Source organism: Bradyrhizobium sp. INPA03-11B (genome assembly GCF_040446015.1).
GTDB lineage: Bacteria > Pseudomonadota > Alphaproteobacteria > Rhizobiales > Xanthobacteraceae > Bradyrhizobium > Bradyrhizobium macuxiense_A.
This window is the reverse complement of sequence record NZ_JASGSR010000145.1, coordinates 1-18,410: the sequence shown is the minus strand read 5'-3', so window position 1 is coordinate 18,410 and position 18,410 is coordinate 1. Positions and strand designations below refer to the sequence as shown.

Genomic DNA, 18,410 nt, shown 5'->3' with positions numbered 1-18,410 from the left:
GTCCTATTGCGATCCGCGCCGCTTCCGCGTGCGTGCCTATCCGGTCAGCGTCGAGCCGGGCACCAATGTGGTGAAGGGACCGTACGTCGCCGAGACCATCAAGGTCGCGGTGGAGAGCGACTACGTGGTGGTGGATCTGTAGCCGCGATCGTCCCGGAATCCAGTTCACCGGAGATGGCAATCGGTGAGCGTGATGCGAACCATTCTGTTGCGCGCGTTTGGCCGCCCGCAGGGCCTCTTGGGGCGGCTGGGCGGCGTCATCATGGCGCGCACCAATGCCGATTGCGGCGCGTGGGTGACGGATCTTCTTGAGATCGAACCGGACGACCGCGTGCTGGAAGTGGGGTTCGGCCCCGGCGTCGTCATTCAACGCCTGTCGAGTTTGTCGCCGGCCGGCTCCGTCGCGGGCATCGATGCGTCACAGGAGATGGTCGGGCAAGCTCGCGCACGGAACGCGACCGCGGTCGGGGATGGCCGTATCGACCTGCGGCTCGGCTCCGTGGAGCACTTGCCGTTCGACGACGGCAGCTTCGACAAGGTGTTGGCGATCAATTCGATGCAGGTTTGGCCGGACGCTGTCGCCGGATTGCGGGAGATTCGGCGCGTGATGAAGCCGGGCGGCAGGATCGCGCTCGGCTTCACGTCTTATTCCGGACAGCCCAGGGAAGGCGTGGTGGAGAAGCTCGAGGCCGCGGGCTTCACCGCGGCTCGCTTGGTGGACGCGGAGGAGCGGTTCTGTGCTTTGGCGACGAAAACCTCGTAGGGTGGGTTAGCGAAGCCTAACCCAGCCTACATTCCACATTCATTCCGCCATCATCTGCCGTTCCCGCGCGTAGCGCACCAGCGCGACGAAGCGATAGATGCCGTGCACGAATTTTCCATAGGGCATGGTGATGAACAGTGCGAACACCACGCCGAGGTGCACGGCCAGCAGCGGGCCCATCGCGGCGCTCTCGCGCCACAGCAGCAGAGCAAGGCCGGTGATGCTTGTCAGGAACAGCATCAGGATGAACGCGGTGTCCATGCCCATGGCCTGCTCGTCGATCGGCACCCGGTCGCGCTTCCATTTCTCCGACAAGAGCCCGATCGGGCCGACCACGAGGCCGATGCCGCCGAGCGTGCCGAGCACGACCGGCAGGTCCCACCACGCATAGGGCGCCTCGCGCGCTAGCAAATAGTGATAGAGCGTGCCGACACAGGTCGCGGCGAAGCACAGCAGGAAGCCGTAGAACGTGAAGTGGTGATAAAGCTTGCGGCGGTCGGTCGGATGGTCGTCCTCGTTGAAGCAGCCGACGCCACCACCGTCGAGATAACGCAGCTCGCCGGCGTCGCGGACCGCCTGCAACAGCGCCTTCGCGTCGGTCGTCATGCCGACCGGCTCGCCGATATCGCGCCAGAACGCGCGCACGCCCATCGCGAGCGCGAGGATCGCGTAGAGCAGGGCTGCGCCGAACAGCAGCGCCATCGCATTGTGCGGCATCAACTTGTAGAACGCGCCGGGCCCGGTGTGGATGCCGGTGAGCACGCCGCGGTCGTTGATCGCGGCGAAGCCGAAGATGAAGGCGGCGACGCTAAGCGCCGCGATCACGCTGATGATCAGGCCATTGCGGGCGAACGCGCCGGAGAACGCACGCGGCCAGGCATAGGCGGCGTAGGATTCGGCGCGCGCGACCGCGAGCGTCTTCGGGACATTGACGTTGAACTCGTGCGGCGGCGAGAACTGGCAGTCGGTGTAACAGGCGCCGCAGGAATGGCAGAGATTGGCGAGATAGTTCAGGTCGCCGTCGGAGAACGCGCGGCGCATCTCCATCGCGGGAAACACCGCGCACAGGCCCTCGCAATAGCGGCAGGAATTGCACACCGTCATCAAACGGTCGGCTTCCTCCAATGTCCTCGTCCCGTGCATCGTTAGTGTATCCCGTATCTCGCTACTTCTTCGTCAATCCCTTGCCTTCCAGCCATGTCTGGATCAGGCCGGCGACCTCGGCGTTGTTCTTGTCCATCATCATCATGTGCGAATTGCCCTTGATGCCGGCCTTGGGCAGATCGACCACGTCGACGCTGCCGCCGGCGGCGCGGATGGCGTCGGCGAAGGCGCCACCGGTGGCGCGGATCTTCGGCCAGCGTGAATCGCGCTCGATATAATCGCCATAGACCATCAGCGTCGGAATGTTCTTCAAGCTTTCGACCTTGGCGGGATCGCCGACGCCGGCCGGCTCGATCGCGATCAGCGCCTTCACCTTGTCGGGCCGCGCCTGCGCGACCTTGAAGCCGAACGTGCCGGCCTGGCTGTGGAACAGGATGATGCACGGGCCGACGCGATCGATCTCGGCGATGTAGGCCGCGATCGTTGCATCATCGGTGGTAGTCCAGCGCGGCACATTCTGCTTGACGAAGTTCTCGTAGCCTTCGTTCGGGAACTGGCTGCCGGGCATCAGCCGACGCTTGGCCGGATCGGGATCGTAGGAACCAGCGCCGTCGCCGATCCGGAAGCGCTCGAACGGATTGGCTGCGGTGAGAAACACCGGCTCGCCCTTGAAGATATCAGGGTATTGCGCCCAGCCGGCGCGGCCGCGCTCGACGGCATCCGAATTGTAGACGTTCCAGCCCTTGCGGAGGAAATAGTTCAGCCAGCCTTCGCGTCCGTCCGGCGTCGTCTCATAGGTGACGCCGGTCAGCCCGCCGCCATGCCACAGCAGCAGCGGATAGGCGCCCTTCTCGTTCTGCGGCAGGAAGTACTGCACGTACATCTGCTCGACCTGGTAGGTGCCGTTCGGATCGACCTTGGCCGGCACGCCGCCGGGCGTGAAGGTGACCTCCTTGACCGGCTTGCCGGATATCTCGACCAAACGGCCGCCGACATGGAACGAGCCCATGTCACGCAGCGCGATCGGTTCGGCGGCATGAGCGGGCTCCGAAGCTATCAGGATCGCCGTAGCGGCAGCGATTACAAGGCGTGGCATGCGACCTCCGATCTTCCCCTTCTCCCCGCGTGCGGGGAGAAGGTCGGGATGAGGGGGGCTCTCCCAGCACTGTGCTCTTGGAGAATCCCCCTCACCCGGATCGCATCTGCGATGCGATCCGACCTCTCCCCGCAGGCGGGGCGAGGTGAATAGAATGCGGTGCTCAGTTCCGCGCATTCTTCGCCGCTTCCCGCCCGGCGACGCGGCCGAACACGCTGCCGATAGTCATGCCGATGCCGGCGGCGTAGCCCTTGCCGAGCACGTTGCCGGCCATGATCTCGCCGGCGGCGAACATGTTGGCCGACGGCTTGCCGTCCTTCATCAGCATCCGTGACTGCTTGTCCACGCGGGTGCCGAGATAGGTGAAGGTGATGCCGGGCCGCACCGGATAGGCGAGGTAGGGCGGCGTCTCGATCTTCCGCGCCCAGTGTGTCTTCGCCGGGGTGATGCCTTCGGTAGCGCAGTCGTCGAGGATGGTATGATCGAACGTGCCGGGCTGCACCGCGGCGTTGAACTCGGTGATGGTCTTTTCCAGCGCCGCCGCGTCGAGCTCGAGCTTGCCGGCGAGCTCGGCGATCGTCGCGCCCGCGATCGGCGGAAACAGCGTCGGCATGAAGCTCGTCACCACGGTCGAGTCGAAGATGATGTAGGCGATCTGGTCCGCCTGCGCTGCGACCAGGCGGCCCCAGATTGCATAGCGCTTCGGCCAGATGTCCTCGCCTTCGTCATAGAAGCGCTCGGCATGCTTGTTGACCACAATGCCGAACACCACCGAGTCGTGGCGCGTGATGATGCCGCCGTCGAATTTCGGCGCGCGGGCGTCGATCGCCACCGCATGGCACTGCGTCGGATCGCCGATCTCCTGCACGCCCTTGGCCAGCAGCATCTTGAGGATCGCGCCGCGATTATACGGCGTGCCGCGGATCAGGAAATTGTCGGCAGCCTCGCCCCAATATTGCTTCAACCATTCGATGTTGGCCTCGAAGCCGCCGGCGGCCGCGACCAGCGTCGAGGCGCGCACCTCGGTCCTGCCGCCGACCGGCTGCTTCAGCTGCGCCGAGAGGAACATGCCGTGCTCGATGTTCAGATCGATCACCTCGGCATCGTAGAGAATGTCGACGCCGAGCTCCTCGGCGGTGCGATAGAGCGCATTCAGCATCGCGCGGCCGCCACCGAGGAAAAACGAGTTGGTGCGGCCGAGGCTCAGCGTGCCACCGAGTGAGGGCTGCCAGCGCACGCCCTGTTCGACGATCCAGTTCAATATGTCCTTGGACTCGTGGATCATGAAGCGGGCCAGTTCCTCGTCGGTCTGGCCGCCGGTCACCAGCAGCAAATCCTTCCAGAACTCCTCCTCGGTGTAGGGGCCGGTGAGGATCTCGGTCGCCGCGTCATGGGCGCAGCGCATGTTGCGGGTGTGGCGGGTGTTGCCGCCGCGGTAGAATTTCGGGGCGCCTTCCAGCACCAGCACGGAGGCGCCGGCGCGCCGTGCGCTGATCGCAGCGCAAAGGGCTGCGTTGCCGCCGCCGATCACCAGCACGTCGAACCTGCGTGTCAGATCAACCATGCGTTCTTGTGATCGTTGTTGGCATGGAAAGCAACATGTCGGGGCAGGCGATCGGCCTGCCCCGAATGCATATGCCAATCAGGCCGCGACCGTCTTGCGTTGCTCGATGGTCTGGCCGCCGCGATAGACGATCAGCGCGGCGATGATGCCGAGCGCCGCGCCGAACATCAGCCAGTAGGCCGGCGAGGCCTTGTCGCCTGTCCATGCAATGAGTTTGGTCGCGACAAAGGGGGTGGCGGTGCCGAACACGCCTGCAGCCAGTGCGAATGCGATCGAGAAGCAGGTGGTGCGAACATGCGCTGGGACGATCTCGACGAGGCAGCCGAGCATGGTTCCGCTGTAGACGCCGAAATAGAACGAGAACATCATAGCAACCGCAAGGAGTTTGCCGAAGCTTGGGGCTCCCGCGAGCCAGTGCAGAGCTGGATATGCGGTTACGAGCGCAAGACATGCAATTGCCAGAAGCACCGGCTTGCGGCCTATCCGGTCAGAAACTGCACCGCCGACCGGATTCCAGATGAAGTTCGTTACAGCAACCAGAAGCGTGACGAGCAAGGAATCCGCCGCCGAGAGTTTGAGCTCCTTGCCGAACCCCGGCGCATACACCGTGACGAAGTAGAAGGTCGTTGTGGTGAGAACGGCGATCATCATGCCTAGAACGACAATGCGCCAGTTCGCAATCGCCGATGCAAATACCTCGGAGGCCGTCGGATGCTTCTTCATGGCGAGGAAGGCGGGGGTTTCCTCAAGCGAGCGGCGCAACACGAAGATCACGGGAATGATCATGCAGCCGACGAAGAAGGGAATGCGCCAGCCCCAAGCGGCAATGGTGTCGGCCGGCAGGCTCTGATTGAGGATGTAGCCGAGAATCGAAGCGACGAAGATCGCCACCTGTTGGCTGGACGATTGGAACGAGGTGTAGAAGCCACGATTGCCGGGCGTGGAGATCTCGGCGAGATAGACCGAGACGCCGCCGAGTTCGACGCCGGCAGAGAAGCCCTGCAGCAGGCGGGCGATGACAACAATTATCGGCGCGGCGACGCCGATCGTCGCATAGCTCGGGCAGATGGCGATCACCACAGTGCCGACCGCCATGATCGCAAGCGTGACGATCAAGCCCTGACGTCGGCCGATCCTGTCGATATAGGCCCCGAGCACGATCGCGCCGACCGGGCGCATCAGGGCGCCGATCCAGAACACGCCATAGGCAAGCAGCAGCGAGGCGGTTGGATCGGTCGAGGGAAAAAAGACGTTGCCGATGATTGGCGCATAGAAGCCGAACAGGAAGAAATCGAATTGCTCGAGGAAATTGCCGCTGGTCGCGCGCAGGATGGCGCCGAGACGTGACTTGATTTGCGGTGCTTGCGATGGACTCGACTGCGACATAACGCCCTTTCCTCCCCGTGACGAAATGGCCGGCGCAAATTGTTTCGCCGGCCAAGGCAGTTGACTGCCATATGCGGCAATTTGGCACGCCCATCCGGCGTGACCAACCCGAAATCGCGCCGCTGCTATCGGAAAAAAGCCGTAGAGAAAAACTGCGTGCGCCGCATCAGGCGGTGGTATGCGCAGCGGCGCCGAGCCAGGAGCGGAATGCCGACAGCTTCGGTGAATCGGCGCGTCCCTGCGGCGTGACCAGATAGAAGCCGGCATCGGCCGGCAGCGCGATCTTGAAGGGAACCACGAGGCGGCCCTTGGCGATGTCGTCCTGCACATAGGAGGTGCGGCCCATCGCGATGCCGATGCCGTCGATCGCGGCCTGGATCGTCACGAACAGCAGGTCGAAAGTCACGCCAGGCTGCTTCGAGATGTCGGTCGGCAGCCCGGCCGCGGTCAGCCATAGCCGCCAGTCGTCGCTGTTGGCGTTGCTGGTGTGCAGCAGCACGTGATCCCTGAGGTCCTCGGGGCATTTGAGCGGCCTGGTTCCCTGCAGCAGCGACGGGCTACACACCGGAAACAGTTCGTCCGCCATCAGCCAGTCCGCGCGCAGGCCGGCCCATTGGCCGCGGCCATAGCGGATCGCGGCGTCGACCTTGTCGCGCTGGAAGTCGACCAGGCTGGTCGAGGTCGTGATGCGGACATCGATGCCAGAATGCGCCTCCTGGAAGGCCGACAGCCGCGGCAACAGCCATTTCGCCGCGAGCGATGCCAGCGTCGAAACCGTCAGCACGTGACCGTCATCCCGGCGCAGCAGCCGGTCGGTCGCGAGCCTGAGGTCGTTGAAGGCGGCGCGGACGCCGGGAAGGTATTCGGTAGCCTCCGGCGTCAGGCTCAGCGAGCGGTTCTGGCGGATGAACAGGCGGACGCCGAGCTCTTCCTCGAGCCGCCGGATCTGATGGCTGATCGCGGTCTGGGTCACGTTCAGCTCGGACGCCGCCAGCGTGAAGCTCATGTGCCGCGCGGCGGCTTCGAATGCCCGTAGTCCATTCAGCGAAGGCAGGCGGCTGGTCATCCCTCGGGTGTCTCCAATACATGACTTTAATTCATGCGAAGCGGTACAAAGTGTCGTTTGTGAACGGGCCGAATAGCTCCGATATTACCGTTAACAGGTTACCGATAGGAGCCGTAAATGTCCATTTTCACCCATGAATCGATGACAAATCATCATACGCCGGATCATCATGCGTCGGGCCTTTTGAACCAGGTAGGCGAAACCCTCCATGTCTGGTGGGAGCGCTATGAGCGCCGCCGCGAGCTGTCGCAGTGGACCGAGCGTGACCTGCACGACATCGGCATGTCCCGCAGCGACATCGTTTTCGAGACCGAGAAGCCGTTCTGGCGGGCCTGAGAGGGGCGCCATCGCCGGCGCTGCCTCAGTGAGGGGCGCCGGCCAGTTTCTTCACCGAGGAGCGTGTCATGACTGCGCTGCATCTCGACGATCTCAAGCAATATTCTGACGTGCTGCGCGCCAAGAACGGCAGCGAGATCAAGGTGCGCTTCGTCGAGCCGCGCGACCGCGAAGAGCTGCAGAGCTACATCCGCTCGCTCTCTGCGGGGTCCCGTTACAACCGCTTCCTGGGTGCATTGAGCGAGCTGCCGAAGACGGAGCTCGAGCGTTTCGTTCACGTCGGCGAGGCTGACCGGTTCACGGTGGTCGCGACGATGCTGGTCGATGGTTTCGAGACCATCGTCGGCGAAGCCCGTTACGCCTTCCATGCCGATACGTCGAGCGTCGAGTTCGGCCTGTCGATCGATGACCGGTGGCAGGGCCACGGCATTGGCAAGGCGCTGTTGAAGAATCTCGAATGCCGCGCGGCGTCCTTTGGAGCCGAGCGCATCTTTGGCGACACGTTGCGGTCCAACGCGACGATGATCGGCCTCGCCCGCAAATCCGGTTATGCCTTCGCTGCAAGCCCCGGCGACTGGAAGCTGGTGCGCTTCGCGAAAGAGATCCACGTCGAACCGCAAGACATTCCTTGTGCCAGCTGGCGGCTTGCCGCCACTTCCCGCTCGGCCGCGATGTCCTCGCTTGCGGTTTGACTGACTAGGCCCGGTTCTGGCCCCTCCAGAACCGGGCCCTTTTCTTTTTGATTTCCCTGTCCCTTCAACTTGCCCGCTGCCGCCTCTCCCCTTGTGGGTGAGGGGTGCGGTCTCTCGGCAGGCTCGCCCTCAGGAGGGACCTGAACCCTTCACCCGGATTGCATCTTCCGATGCAATCCGACCTCTCCCACAAGGGGAGAGGTGGCTTCAAGGGCGCTACGCGCTCAGCTCCCCCGGAACACCGGCTTGCGCTTCTCGATGAAGGCCTGCACCGCCTCCTTGTGATCTGCGGTCGTGGTGAGCCGGATCAGCCGCTCGGCCTCGTGGTCGCGCGCGGTGGCGAAATCGAACTGCAGCGCCTCGTCGAGATTGTCCTTCATGTAGCGCAGCGCCAGGGTCGGGCCTTCGGCGATCGACTTCGCGAGCGCAAACGCCTCGTCCTGCAGCGTCTCGTCGGGCACCACGCGGTTGACGAGGCCGATCTGTTCGCATCTGGTGGCATCGACCTTCTCGGAGGTGAACATCAGCTCACGAGCACGCGAGGTGCCGACCAGGCGGGTCAAGAGCCAAGCCATGCCGTAATCGCCGCTCAGCGCCACGCGCAGATAGCCGGTCGAGATGAAGGCGGATTGCGCGGCGATCCGGATGTCGCAGGCCATCGCGATCGCAAGGCCGGCGCCGACCGCGGGGCCGGGCAGCGCGGCAATGGTCGGCTTGCGCACCGAGGCGAGCGCGCCGGTGAGCAGGCGCTGGCGCTCCTGCAGATCCGCAACCTTGTCCTCATAGGACATTTCGAGCTTCTTCGGGTCGCGGTTGGCGCCCATGCCCTTGACGTTGCCGCCGGCGCAGAACGCCTTGCCGGCGCCGGTGACGAGCAGCACGCCGACCTCGGGGTTCTCGCCGCAGGTCCGGATCATCGTGCGCAGCGCCGGCGTCAGCGTGTCCGACAGCGAGTTGCGGGCATCGGGGCGGTTCAGCGTGATGACGGCGACGCGGTCGCGGATCACGCAGAGCAGTTCGTCGGTGCCGGTCTCGATCTTGATTTCGCTGGTCATGTTTCCTTCCCCTGTTTTCGTCGTCATTGCGAGGAGCGAAGCGACGAAGCAATCCATTCTTCCGCTTGCGGTGGCATGGATTGCTTCGCTTCGCTCGCAATGACGAATTTGGCGGTGGCTGATGCCTAAGCCTACGCCGCTTACATGATCTCCGTCATCTCAAAACTTCTCAACCCAGGGCCGCAATTCCAGCTCCCAGGTCCAGGCGCTGCGTGGCTGCTGCAGCACGTTCCAATAGCTCAATGCAATCGCGTCGGGATCGAGCATCGAGTCCGGCTTGTCGGCGGGCTCGGCGCGCGCGGCGCTGCGGATGCCGCCGTCGATCACGAAATGCGCGACATGGATGCCTTGCGGCGACAGTTCCCGCGCCATGCTCTGCGCCAGGCCGCGCAGCGCGAACTTGCCCATCGCGAACGGCGCCGATTGCGCATAGCCCTTCACGCTGGCGGAGGCGCCGGTGAACAGGATCGCGCCTTTCTTGTTGGGCAGCATGCGCTTCGCCGCCTCCTGCGCCACCAGGAAGCCGCCGAACGCCGAGACGGCGATCGCCTGTTCGACCTCGGAGGGGACGAGCTCGACGAACGGCCCGCGGCTGCGGCCGCTGGCATTATAAACCACGAGATCGGGCGTTCCGATCTCGCGCTCGACCAGACCGAACAGACGCTCGACATCCTCGGCCTTGGTGGTATCGCAGGCATAAGCGCGCGCGCCGGTTTCGGTGCAGAGCGCGCCGAGCTTCTCGATGCTGCGGGCGCCCAGCGCCACGCGAATTCCCTCTCGCGAAAATAGCCGCGTCAGCGAGGCGCTGAGGCCCGCGCCGGCACCGACGATCAGGGCGATCTTGTACTTGGGAATATCCATTGGGCTTTCCTTTGCTCGGCCGGAGGAGGATAGTCGTGCCCAAACAAATGAGCACCGCAGCCGGGAATTCAATGCAGCCGCACAAGCAGGATCTGAAAACGCCGCCCCCCAGCCAGCCGGGCCTGCTGGCGCCCGACACGACGGGAATGAATTTCTACCGCGCCGATCCGGCGCTGACCGATCTTCTGAAACTGCATTTGCCCGAGGCCTTGTTCCGCCACATCGAGCCTCATCTTGACCGGCTCGGCGGCTTGGCCGGCGGCCATCTCGACGAATGCGCGCGGCTTGCCGATCGCCACACGCCGGTGCTGCACCAGCGCGACAAGTTCGGCCGCGACGTACAGACAATCGAATATCATCCGGCTTATCGCGAGATCGAGAAGGCCGCGTTCGGCGAATTCGGCATCCACGCGCTGTCGATCCGCAAGGGCATCATGGGCTGGCCCGACATATATCCCGTCGTCGCCAAGCACGCCTTCACCTTCCTGTTCAACCAGGCCGAATTCGGCATGGGCTGCCCGATCAACGTCACCGATGGGTGCGCCAAGCTGCTCAATAATTTCGGTAGCGAGGCGTTGAAGGCGAAATATCTCGACGGCTTGACCCAGACCGACATGAGCAAGCTGACGCAGGGCGGCCAGTTCATGACCGAGAAGGAAGGCGGCTCCGACGTCGGCACGCTGACCACGCGCGCGGTGCAGGAAGGCGACCACTGGCGGCTCTATGGCGAGAAATGGTTCTGCTCGAACGCCGACGCCAAGGTGGTGATGCTGCTGGCGCGCCCCGAGGGCGCGGGGCCGGGTACCAAAGGCGTCGGCCTGTTCTTGATGCCGCGGTTCCTCGATGACGGCTCGCAGAACCACTACCGGATCGTGCGGTTGAAGGACAAGCTCGGCACCCGGTCGATGGCCTCCGGCGAAATCAAATTCGACGGTGCGATCGCCTACGCGGTCGGCAAGCTCGACCGTGGCTTCGTGCAGATGGCCGAGATGGTGAACTCGTCGCGGCTCTCCAACGGCGTGAAATCGACCGCGCTGATGCGCCGGGCCTGGCACGACGCCATCACCGTGGCGCGGAGCCGCGTGGTGTTCGGCCAGCGCATCATCGATCTGCCGCTGGCGCGGCGGCAATTGATGAAGATCATGCTGCCGACCGAGCAGGCGCTGTCGATGAGCTTTTTGACCGCGGACGCGCTCGACCGCGCCGAGGCCGGCAGCCAGGATGCCGCGGCGCTGCTCCGCATCCTGACCCCGACGCTGAAATTCCGCGCCACCCGCGATGCTCGAAAAGTCTGCGGCGACGCGATGGAGATGCGCGGCGGCATCGGTTACATTGAGGAATTCGTCACGCCGCGGCTGCTGCGCGATGCGCATCTCGGTTCGATCTGGGAAGGCACCGGCAACATCGTCGCGATCGATGCGCTGAAGCGCGCGGTCGGACGCCATGGCGCCGACAGCGCGCTCGCCGCCGATCTGCATGCGCGGCTCGACGACAGTCCCAACGTGCCGCAGGCCTGGCGCAACCGGCTGCGCGATCTCAGCGATCGCGCGATCGCGTTTGCGCGCGAGGTCGCGAGCCGTATCGACAATGAGGGCGATGCGCGGCGCGCCACGAGCCTGCTCTATCATGTCGCAAGCGCCGTAGCGCTGGCGTGGGAAGGCGGTCGCATTCACGAGATGCGTGGCGACGCGCGCCGGCTGCTGCTGTCGCGGATGGTGATCGATCACCGCGTGATGCCGGGTGATCCGTTCCGGCTAGCGGAAAATACCGTCCAGCGCAGGATGGCCGAGCACCTGCTCGGCGATCGCGCCGTCGGCATGGCCGAGGTTGGCGAATTGCTCACCGCAGCGTAGGCTCGCCGTGGCCGCTCGCGCAGTCTCACCTCTCCCATCGGGAGAGGTCGGATCGCGCCAGCGATCCGGGTGAGGGGTTACGCTCTATCGATAGATCCGAACCCCTCACCCGGACCGCATCTTCGATGCGCTCCGACCTCTCCCTCTGGGAGAGGTGGAGAGCGTGCGTAACAAAAAACATGAGAGGAAATTCCGATGAAGGCCGCCGTCCTGCATGAAGTCAATCAGCCGCTGGTGATCGAGGATGTCAGCGTGCCCAATCCGGGGCCGCGCGAGGTCCTGATCCGCACCGCGGTCGCGGGCCTCTGCCATTCCGACCTGCACTTCATGGAAGGGCTGTATCCGCACCCGCTGCCGGCCGTGCTCGGCCATGAATCAGCCGGCGTGGTCGAGAAGGTCGGCTCCGACGTCAATTACGTGAAGCCCGGCGATCACGTCGTCACCTGCCTCTCGGTGTTCTGCGGCACCTGCGACAACTGCACCACCGGCCGCACCGTGCTGTGCACCGACACCACGGTGAAGATGCTGCCCGGTGCCTCCAACCGCCTGTCGTGGGGCAGGAAGGAGAAACTGAACCAGTTCCTCAATCTGTCGTCTTTCGCCGAGCAGATGCTGGTGCACGAGAACGCGATCGTGAAGATCAAGAAGGAGATGCCGCTCGATCTCGCCGCGCTGATCGGTTGCGGCGTCATCACTGGTTACGGCGCCGTGGTGAACACTGCGAAGGTGACCGCGGGCGAAACCGTGGCCGTGATCGGCTGCGGTGGCGTCGGCATGGCCGCGATCAACGGCGCGCAGATCGCCGGCGCCGGCCGCATCATCGCGATCGACACCAATCCGGCCAAGCTGCAACTCGCGACCAAGCTAGGCGCAACTGACATCGTCGATCCCGCCCGCGGCGACGTGGTGCAGCAGGTGCGCGAGCTCACCGGCGGCGGCGTCCAGCACTCCTTCGAGGTGCTCGGCCGCAAGGACACTGCCGAGCAGGCCTTCGCCATGCTGGCGGCGGGCGGCACCGCGACCATCGTCGGCATGATCCCGTTCGGCCAGAAGATCGAGCTGCACGGCTTCGACTTCCTGCGCGAGCGTCGCATCCAGGGCTCGTCGATGGGCTCCAACCACTTCCGCGTCGACATGCCGCGCCTCGTCGACTTCTACATGCGCGGCAAGCTGCATCTGGAAGACTGGATCTCGGCCAAGCTGAAGCTTTCCGAGATCAACGATGGCTTCGCCAACATGAAAGCCGGCAAGACGCTCCGCAGCGTGATCATGTTCGACAGCTGACGTGGACTCTTCACCTCTCCCCGCCCTTTGCGGGGAGAGGTCGGATCGCCCCGGCAATGCGCAGCATTGTCGCAGCGATCCAGGTGAGGGGCCGGGCACGATTCTGCGACACGGACAGTCTCTCCGACTCCGCGATCGACCTGTCGGCACAGATCGAAGCCGCGGTTGGCAGCGTGCAGTGCCCCTCACCCGCCGCCTCCGCTGCGCTCCGGCGTCGACCTCTCCCCGCAAAGCGCGGGGCGAGGTGAATCCGCGGGCCGCCTTGCGCAGATTACATTGATAATTCGATAGATATCGTAGTATGGTGGCGACTTGTCGCCAAGCCACCGCACACCTTGCCCTGCATGACCACTGCCATCGAAGTCTTCTACGATTTCAGGTCGCCCTACGCCTATTTTGCCTCGCACCGTCTGCGCGGCGACGCGATCGTGCGCCGGGGGTACGACTGGCGATGGTGCCCGGTCTCCATCGACGTTCTGCTCAATCTGCAAACCGGCCGCGAGCCGTGGGCGGCCTATGTCGATCCGCTGCCCGGGCCGAAGCGGGCGCATCTGATCGCCGATGTGCGGCGTCTTGCGGCGTATCACCGCCTGCCGCTGCGCGCGCCGAAGCCGCCGCGGCCGAATTCGGTTCCGGCGCTGTGCCTGGCATGTCTGCTCGACGATCGTGAGCGGCAGGGCTTCAGCTTCGCCGTGTTCGATGCGCTGTGGCAGGAGCAGCAGGACATCTCGACGCCGGAGGTGCTTCGAGCGTGCCTGTCGCGGGCGGGCGTCGGGTCGGACCTGCTCGATGCCGCATTCGACGACGCTGCGCGCGCCGGTCTGGCCGAGGCCACCCGACAGGCCTATGCATGCGGGGTATTCGGCGTGCCGAGTTTCGTCGTCGGTGACGAGGTCTTCTTCGGCAGTGACCGGCTGGATTTGCTGCTCTGGAAGATCGAGAGCTAGCACCGCGCGTCATGGCCGGGCTTGTCCCGGCCATCTTCATCTTGGGGTACGCGAAGACGTGGATGCCCGGCACAAGGCCGGGCATGACGGTCGTGGAGGCAGCGTTTTCTTGCCTAGCGCGCGACGTGCGCCGAGACGGCTAGCCATCTTCCGTTCTGCCTCGCCCAGCAATCGGTGTAGCGGCCATAGGCCTGCTCGCCGTCGGCGTTGAGATAGCTGGTGCGGGCGTGGATGATGGCGAAATCGCCGAGGATGCGGATTTTGACGTCCTCGGCCTGCAGTCCCTTGATCTTCACAGGGATCGCCGTCTGCTTGAGGAAGGCTGAGCGATCGACGAGGCTCTTGTCGGGATTGGTGGCGTAGAAGTCCTGCGCCAGGATTTCATCGAAGCGCTTGACGTCACAGTTCTGCACCGAGTCGACGTAGTCTTTGTTGAGCCTCGTCAGCTCTTCCAGGTCTGTGCCCATTGGTTTTCTCCCTATTCCCTTCGTCATTGCGAGGAGCGAAAGCGACGAAGCAATCCATGCCTCCGCATACGCGGATATATGGATTGCTTCGCTTCGCTCGCAATGACGATGCGGCCGGCGCTCAATCATCGAACATCTTCGGCGGCACGAAGCCGCCGAACTCGCGCTCGATCAGCTCGGCGAGCTTGAGCGGCGTGCGGTCCTCAAGCCAGGGGCCGACGATCTGCACGCCGATCGGCAGTCCGTCGGGCGCAAAGCCGGTCGGGATTGCGGTCGAGGGCAGGCCGGGCAGGGTCGCGATGCCGGGCCAGGCGAGCTGGTCGGTGTAGACGTGCGGCTCGCCGTCGATCAGGATCTTGCGCTGCTCCTGATCGGGCGAATGATCATGCGGATAGGCCGGCGTCGGCATGATCGGGCAGATCACCGCGTCGAACGATTTGAACAGCTCGCGCCATTGCGCGCGCAACCGCGCGCGGCCGCCGTCGGCGATCACCCAGTCGCGATGGCTGAGCGCGATGCCGCGCAGCCGCTCGGCCTGCAGGCTGGTGTCGCTGGCCGGCAACGCGGCCGCCGCCGCGCAGGCGCCGGCATAGACCTCCGGTGGGAAGGTCGCCGCGAGGAACGACAGCAGGATGCGCATATAAAGCCGCGAGGACGCGGCGAAGTCCGGCAGCAGCGGGCTCGAGCGCGACACTTTCGCGCCGGCCTTGTCGAGATTGCTCGCGAGCTTGTCGATGCTTCCGCGGATCACCTTGTCGGTCGGCAGAACCGGATCGCTGTCGATCACGAGGATGCGGAAATCCTTCAGGGCGGTGTGGCGCGCCGCCGGCAAGTCCAGCCGGTAGGCCTTGCCGGCTTCGAGCGGATCGGGGCCGGCCATCACGTCGAGCACGAGTGCGAGGTCGGCCGCGCCGCGTGCCATCGGGCCGATCACGGACAGATCGCGATCGAACGGCAGTGGCGGCAGCGGCGGCGGGGTGTGGCCGCGCGACGGCAGCAGCGCGAAGGTCGGTTTGTGCGCATAGATGCCGCAGTGGAAGCCCGGTACGCGCAGCGAGCCGCCGATGTCCGAGCCGAGCGACAGCGCACCATAGCCCGCGGCAAGCGCTGCCGACGATCCGCCGGAGGAGCCGCCCGGCGTCCGGCCGAGGTCGTAGGGGTTATTGGTGGTGCCGTAGATCTCGTTGTAGCTCTGCCAGTCGGCGAGGGCGACCGGCACGTTGGTCTTGCCGAGGATCACGCCGCCGGCGTCTTTCACCCGCTGGATCGAGAGTGCGTCCTCAGTCGGAACGAAATCCTTTTGCGGCGCAAAGCCCCAGGTTGTCGGCAATCCGGCAACGTTGAAGGATTCCTTCACCGTCATCGGGATGCCGAGCAGCGGCCGGTGCTCGCCGCGTGCGATCGCGGCGTCGGCAGCGCGGGCCGCAGCCAGGCCGCGCTCGAAATCGCGCACGCAGACCGCGTTGACCTTGCCGTCATGACGCTCGATGCGGCCGATCGCATCCTCGGCGAGCTCGACGGCCGAGACCTGCTTGTTGCGCAGCGCCTCCGACAATTCGACGGCGGTCTTGAAACTGTATTGTGATTTGGCCACGGCGTGCTCCCTGATTTTGGCGGCGATCATGCGCAGAATGGCGCGAACGGGCAAGACCGGCTTGATCGCAATTGCGCTGGCGCGCGGGGGCGACGTCACACATCGCCTGACGTGATCGTGATCGTCGGGCTCAGCTTGAGCGACGAATCCGACGCGCGCCTAATACGGCGTGCTGCGCGCCGACAGATGTGCCATCGGATTGACGGCGCCGCTCGCGCTGGCGCGCTCGCTGTCCTGCTTCGTTCCGGGCACTGGAAAGGCATAACCGATGATGGTCTTGACCACGAGCCGGTCGGATGCGCGTGTCAGGCCGTAGCCGACGCCGAAATCGATGTCGACGTCGCCCACCTTGAAGTCGGTCACCGCGAACAACGTATGCTGCTGCTCGGCGAGCGGGCTGAAGGCGCCGATCTTGCCGAAATCGGCGTAATATTCGAGCCCGACATACAGATCATCCTTCAGTCTGCGCGCCACGCGCGCGGCGGGCGCGAAATCCGCCTCGCCATATCGGCCGAAGCCGACGTCGACGATCGGGTTGACAATGAATTCATAGTCCGCGTTGCGCACGCCGATGATCGGCCGGATCTCGAGGCCCCAGCGGGTCTGCGCGAATCTCGGCATCTCATAGCTGAGCTCGAAATTGATGCCGTAGAACAGGTTGCGCTTGTCGGCGTTGGGCGAGACGAACAGCGTGCGCAGCTTGAAGGCATCGGACAGGAACTGCCGGTCCTGCACGGCAAACGGCAGATAGAGCCCGAGCTCCCACCAGTCCGTCATGCCATAAGCAAATTCAGGCGTGCCGTTGAGGCTGTGGTTGGACGGAAAACCGCCGGGGAAGGGCGGGTCCTTCTGGCCGATGCCGACATAGTTGAGGTGCTGCTGGACCGTGAGCTGGCCGACCGCCGCGATGCCGGCATTGTAGACTTGGATCTCGTCGGTCGCGTGCGCATGGCTGCCGTATCCGACCGCGGCGAGCGCAATCAGCGCCGCGGCGGCGGTATCTCGACATTGGCGTCGGGATCGCATCGGTGACCTCGCTGTCCTACGCCGCGCCGATCAAGATGCCGACCGCGAGCACGATCGCGCCGCCGAGTACGATCTGGAACACCGCCTGCAGGAACGGCGTGTCCATGTAGCGCGAGCGGATGAAGGCGATCGCCCACAGTTCGAAGAACACGACGATCCCGGCGATCGCGGTCGCGATCCAGAAGGCGTTCGGCCAGGCGTCGGGCACGAGATAGGGAATGGTGTGGCCGAGGCCGCCGAGCGTCGTCATCAATCCGCAGGTGATGCCGCGCAGCCAGGGCGAACCGCGGCCGGTCAGCGAGCCGTCGTCGGACAGCGCTTCGGCAAAGCCCATGCTGATGCCGGCGCCGATCGAGGCGGCGAGGCCGACCAAGAAGGTCTGCCAGTTGTGATGGGTGGCGAAGGCGGCGGCGAACAATGGCGCCAGCGTCGAGACCGAGCCGTCCATCAATCCGGCGAGACCCGGCTGCACGTATTGCAGCACGAACATCCGCCGCCGCGTGCGGTCTTCCTCGGCGCGCACGTCGGGCTTGAGGATGTCGCCGGTCAGCTTGACCGCGAGTTTCTCGTGGCCCTTCTCCTCCTCGGCGAGATCGCCGAGCAGGCGGCGTACGCCGGTATCCTCGGCCTTCTCCGCCGCCTTGGCGTAGAAGCGCTCGGCTTCCAGCTCCATGGTCTCGACTTCCTTGCGGATGGTGTCGAGCGGCAGGTTCTTGGTCAGCCAGATCGGACGCCGGCGCAGGAAGCCTTTGACGTCCTCGCGCCGGATTGGCGGCAGATGCGGGCCGAAGCGCTGCTCGTAGGTTTCGAGCAGCCGGTGGCGATGGCCGCGCTCCTCCTCCGCCATCTCCTCGAAGATCTTTGCGGTATCGGGATAGCGGCCGGCAAGGTCCTCGGCGAAGGACATGTAGATGCGGCTGTCCTCCTCCTCGGAGGCAATCGCGACCGCCAGCACCTCGCGCTCGGTCAGATCGGCGAAATTCTTCACGGCAACGCCTTCTTTACCCAACTTAGAATTAGAATAATTCTAATATTGGTTGGCGATGCCGTGGTCAATCCAAAGGGCCCTGTCTTCGTTGTGTTTTTGATCACGAACAGGGGAACCAGGCGATCTCGCGCCCGTTCGAGTTCCGGTTCTGATCAGCGGAGACTCCATGAGCACTGTCAAATATCGCCTGAACGATCCACGCCTGGCACCGCGGCGGACCAAGCTCGAGATTCCGGGCTGGGCGGGACGACGCGAGCCGCGCACCGACGGTTCACGCGAGCAGGTCTGGCACTGCGTCCCGTTCTCGGAAGGTGCGCAGTATGGGATC

Annotated in this window: 17 protein-coding genes and 1 pseudogene; 7 read left to right on the top strand and 11 right to left on the bottom strand. The window is 64.6% G+C overall.

The genetic code is table 11. The features are described from left to right. A pseudogene (locus tag QMZ05_RS35800) lies at positions 1-142 on the top strand (Rieske (2Fe-2S) protein); the annotation flags it as partial. Between the two features lie 51 nt (positions 143-193). Continuing rightward, the gene (locus QMZ05_RS35795; protein ID WP_353705027.1) at positions 194-763 is read left to right on the top strand and encodes a class I SAM-dependent methyltransferase; all 570 of its coding nucleotides are present in this window, start codon (positions 194-196) and stop codon (positions 761-763) included. Positions 764-802: 39 nt separating this feature from the next. Here the strand turns inward: QMZ05_RS35795 and tcuB are convergent, their stop codons facing one another. The 5 genes from tcuB to QMZ05_RS35770 form a co-directional block, all read right to left on the bottom strand. After that, complete coding sequence (gene tcuB, locus QMZ05_RS35790) at positions 803-1,906, bottom strand: tricarballylate utilization 4Fe-4S protein TcuB (protein ID WP_353705026.1); 1,104 nt, start codon at positions 1,904-1,906, stop codon at positions 803-805. 22 nt (positions 1,907-1,928) lie between these two features. Beyond that, entirely contained in the window at positions 1,929-2,963 is a 1,035-nt protein-coding gene (locus QMZ05_RS35785) for an esterase (RefSeq protein ID WP_353705025.1), read from the bottom strand. A 163-nt stretch (positions 2,964-3,126) separates the two neighbouring features. Then, complete coding sequence (gene tcuA / locus QMZ05_RS35780) at positions 3,127-4,518, bottom strand: FAD-dependent tricarballylate dehydrogenase TcuA (RefSeq protein ID WP_353705029.1); 1,392 nt, start codon at positions 4,516-4,518, stop codon at positions 3,127-3,129. Between the two features lie 87 nt (positions 4,519-4,605). Beyond that, positions 4,606-5,913: an MFS transporter gene (locus QMZ05_RS35775; RefSeq protein WP_353705024.1), complete on the bottom strand. Its 1,308-nt coding sequence runs from the start codon at positions 5,911-5,913 to the stop codon at positions 4,606-4,608. A 166-nt stretch (positions 5,914-6,079) separates the two neighbouring features. Next, on the bottom strand, positions 6,080-6,979 hold the full coding sequence (locus tag QMZ05_RS35770) for a transcriptional regulator GcvA (protein WP_353705023.1): 900 nt from the start codon (positions 6,977-6,979) through the stop codon (positions 6,080-6,082). A 117-nt stretch (positions 6,980-7,096) separates the two neighbouring features. On the opposite strand from QMZ05_RS35770, the gene QMZ05_RS35765 reads away from it, so the two are divergent. Continuing rightward, a complete protein-coding gene (locus QMZ05_RS35765; protein WP_167529377.1) occupies positions 7,097-7,315 on the top strand; it encodes a DUF1127 domain-containing protein in 219 nt (72 codons plus the stop codon). Positions 7,316-7,383: 68 nt separating this feature from the next. Continuing rightward, positions 7,384-8,007: a GNAT family N-acetyltransferase gene (locus QMZ05_RS35760; protein WP_353705022.1), complete on the top strand. Its 624-nt coding sequence runs from the start codon at positions 7,384-7,386 to the stop codon at positions 8,005-8,007. A gap of 224 nt (positions 8,008-8,231) precedes the next feature. On the opposite strand, the gene QMZ05_RS35755 is transcribed toward QMZ05_RS35760, so the two are convergent. Both QMZ05_RS35755 and QMZ05_RS35750 read right to left on the bottom strand, forming a co-directional pair. Further along, on the bottom strand, positions 8,232-9,062 hold the full coding sequence (locus QMZ05_RS35755; protein WP_353705021.1) for an enoyl-CoA hydratase: 831 nt from the start codon (positions 9,060-9,062) through the stop codon (positions 8,232-8,234). Positions 9,063-9,221: 159 nt separating this feature from the next. Continuing rightward, complete coding sequence (locus QMZ05_RS35750) at positions 9,222-9,923, bottom strand: SDR family NAD(P)-dependent oxidoreductase (protein ID WP_353705020.1); 702 nt, start codon at positions 9,921-9,923, stop codon at positions 9,222-9,224. 71 nt (positions 9,924-9,994) lie between these two features. Between QMZ05_RS35750 and QMZ05_RS35745 the strand changes: the two genes are divergently transcribed. The 3 genes from QMZ05_RS35745 to QMZ05_RS35735 all read left to right on the top strand — a co-directional run bounded on the left by QMZ05_RS35745 (position 9,995) and on the right by QMZ05_RS35735 (position 14,007). Continuing rightward, positions 9,995-11,776 carry an acyl-CoA dehydrogenase family protein gene (locus tag QMZ05_RS35745; protein ID WP_353705028.1) on the top strand — a complete coding sequence of 594 codons (1,782 nt, stop codon included), beginning with the start codon at positions 9,995-9,997 and terminating at the stop codon, positions 11,774-11,776. 195 nt (positions 11,777-11,971) lie between these two features. Continuing rightward, positions 11,972-13,060, top strand: coding sequence for a Zn-dependent alcohol dehydrogenase (locus QMZ05_RS35740; RefSeq protein WP_353705019.1), 1,089 nt, complete (start codon positions 11,972-11,974; stop codon positions 13,058-13,060). Between the two features lie 344 nt (positions 13,061-13,404). Continuing rightward, positions 13,405-14,007, top strand: a complete 603-nt coding sequence (locus QMZ05_RS35735; RefSeq protein WP_353705018.1) for a DsbA family protein — start codon at positions 13,405-13,407, stop codon at positions 14,005-14,007. A 113-nt stretch (positions 14,008-14,120) separates the two neighbouring features. Here QMZ05_RS35735 and QMZ05_RS35730 read toward each other — a convergent pair whose 3' ends face one another. The 4 genes from QMZ05_RS35730 to mbfA form a co-directional block, all read right to left on the bottom strand. Then, on the bottom strand, positions 14,121-14,474 hold the full coding sequence (locus QMZ05_RS35730) for a nuclear transport factor 2 family protein (RefSeq protein WP_353705017.1): 354 nt from the start codon (positions 14,472-14,474) through the stop codon (positions 14,121-14,123). A gap of 121 nt (positions 14,475-14,595) precedes the next feature. Then, positions 14,596-16,068 (bottom strand): amidase, encoded by a 1,473-nt coding sequence (locus QMZ05_RS35725; protein ID WP_353705016.1) that lies wholly within the window; start codon positions 16,066-16,068, stop codon positions 14,596-14,598. Between the two features lie 159 nt (positions 16,069-16,227). Then, positions 16,228-17,094, bottom strand: coding sequence for a hypothetical protein (locus QMZ05_RS35720; protein ID WP_353705015.1), 867 nt, complete (start codon positions 17,092-17,094; stop codon positions 16,228-16,230). 16 nt (positions 17,095-17,110) lie between these two features. Next, complete coding sequence (gene mbfA, locus QMZ05_RS35715) at positions 17,111-18,082, bottom strand: iron exporter MbfA (RefSeq protein WP_173640298.1); 972 nt, start codon at positions 18,080-18,082, stop codon at positions 17,111-17,113. Between the last annotated feature and the right edge of the window lie 328 nt (positions 18,083-18,410).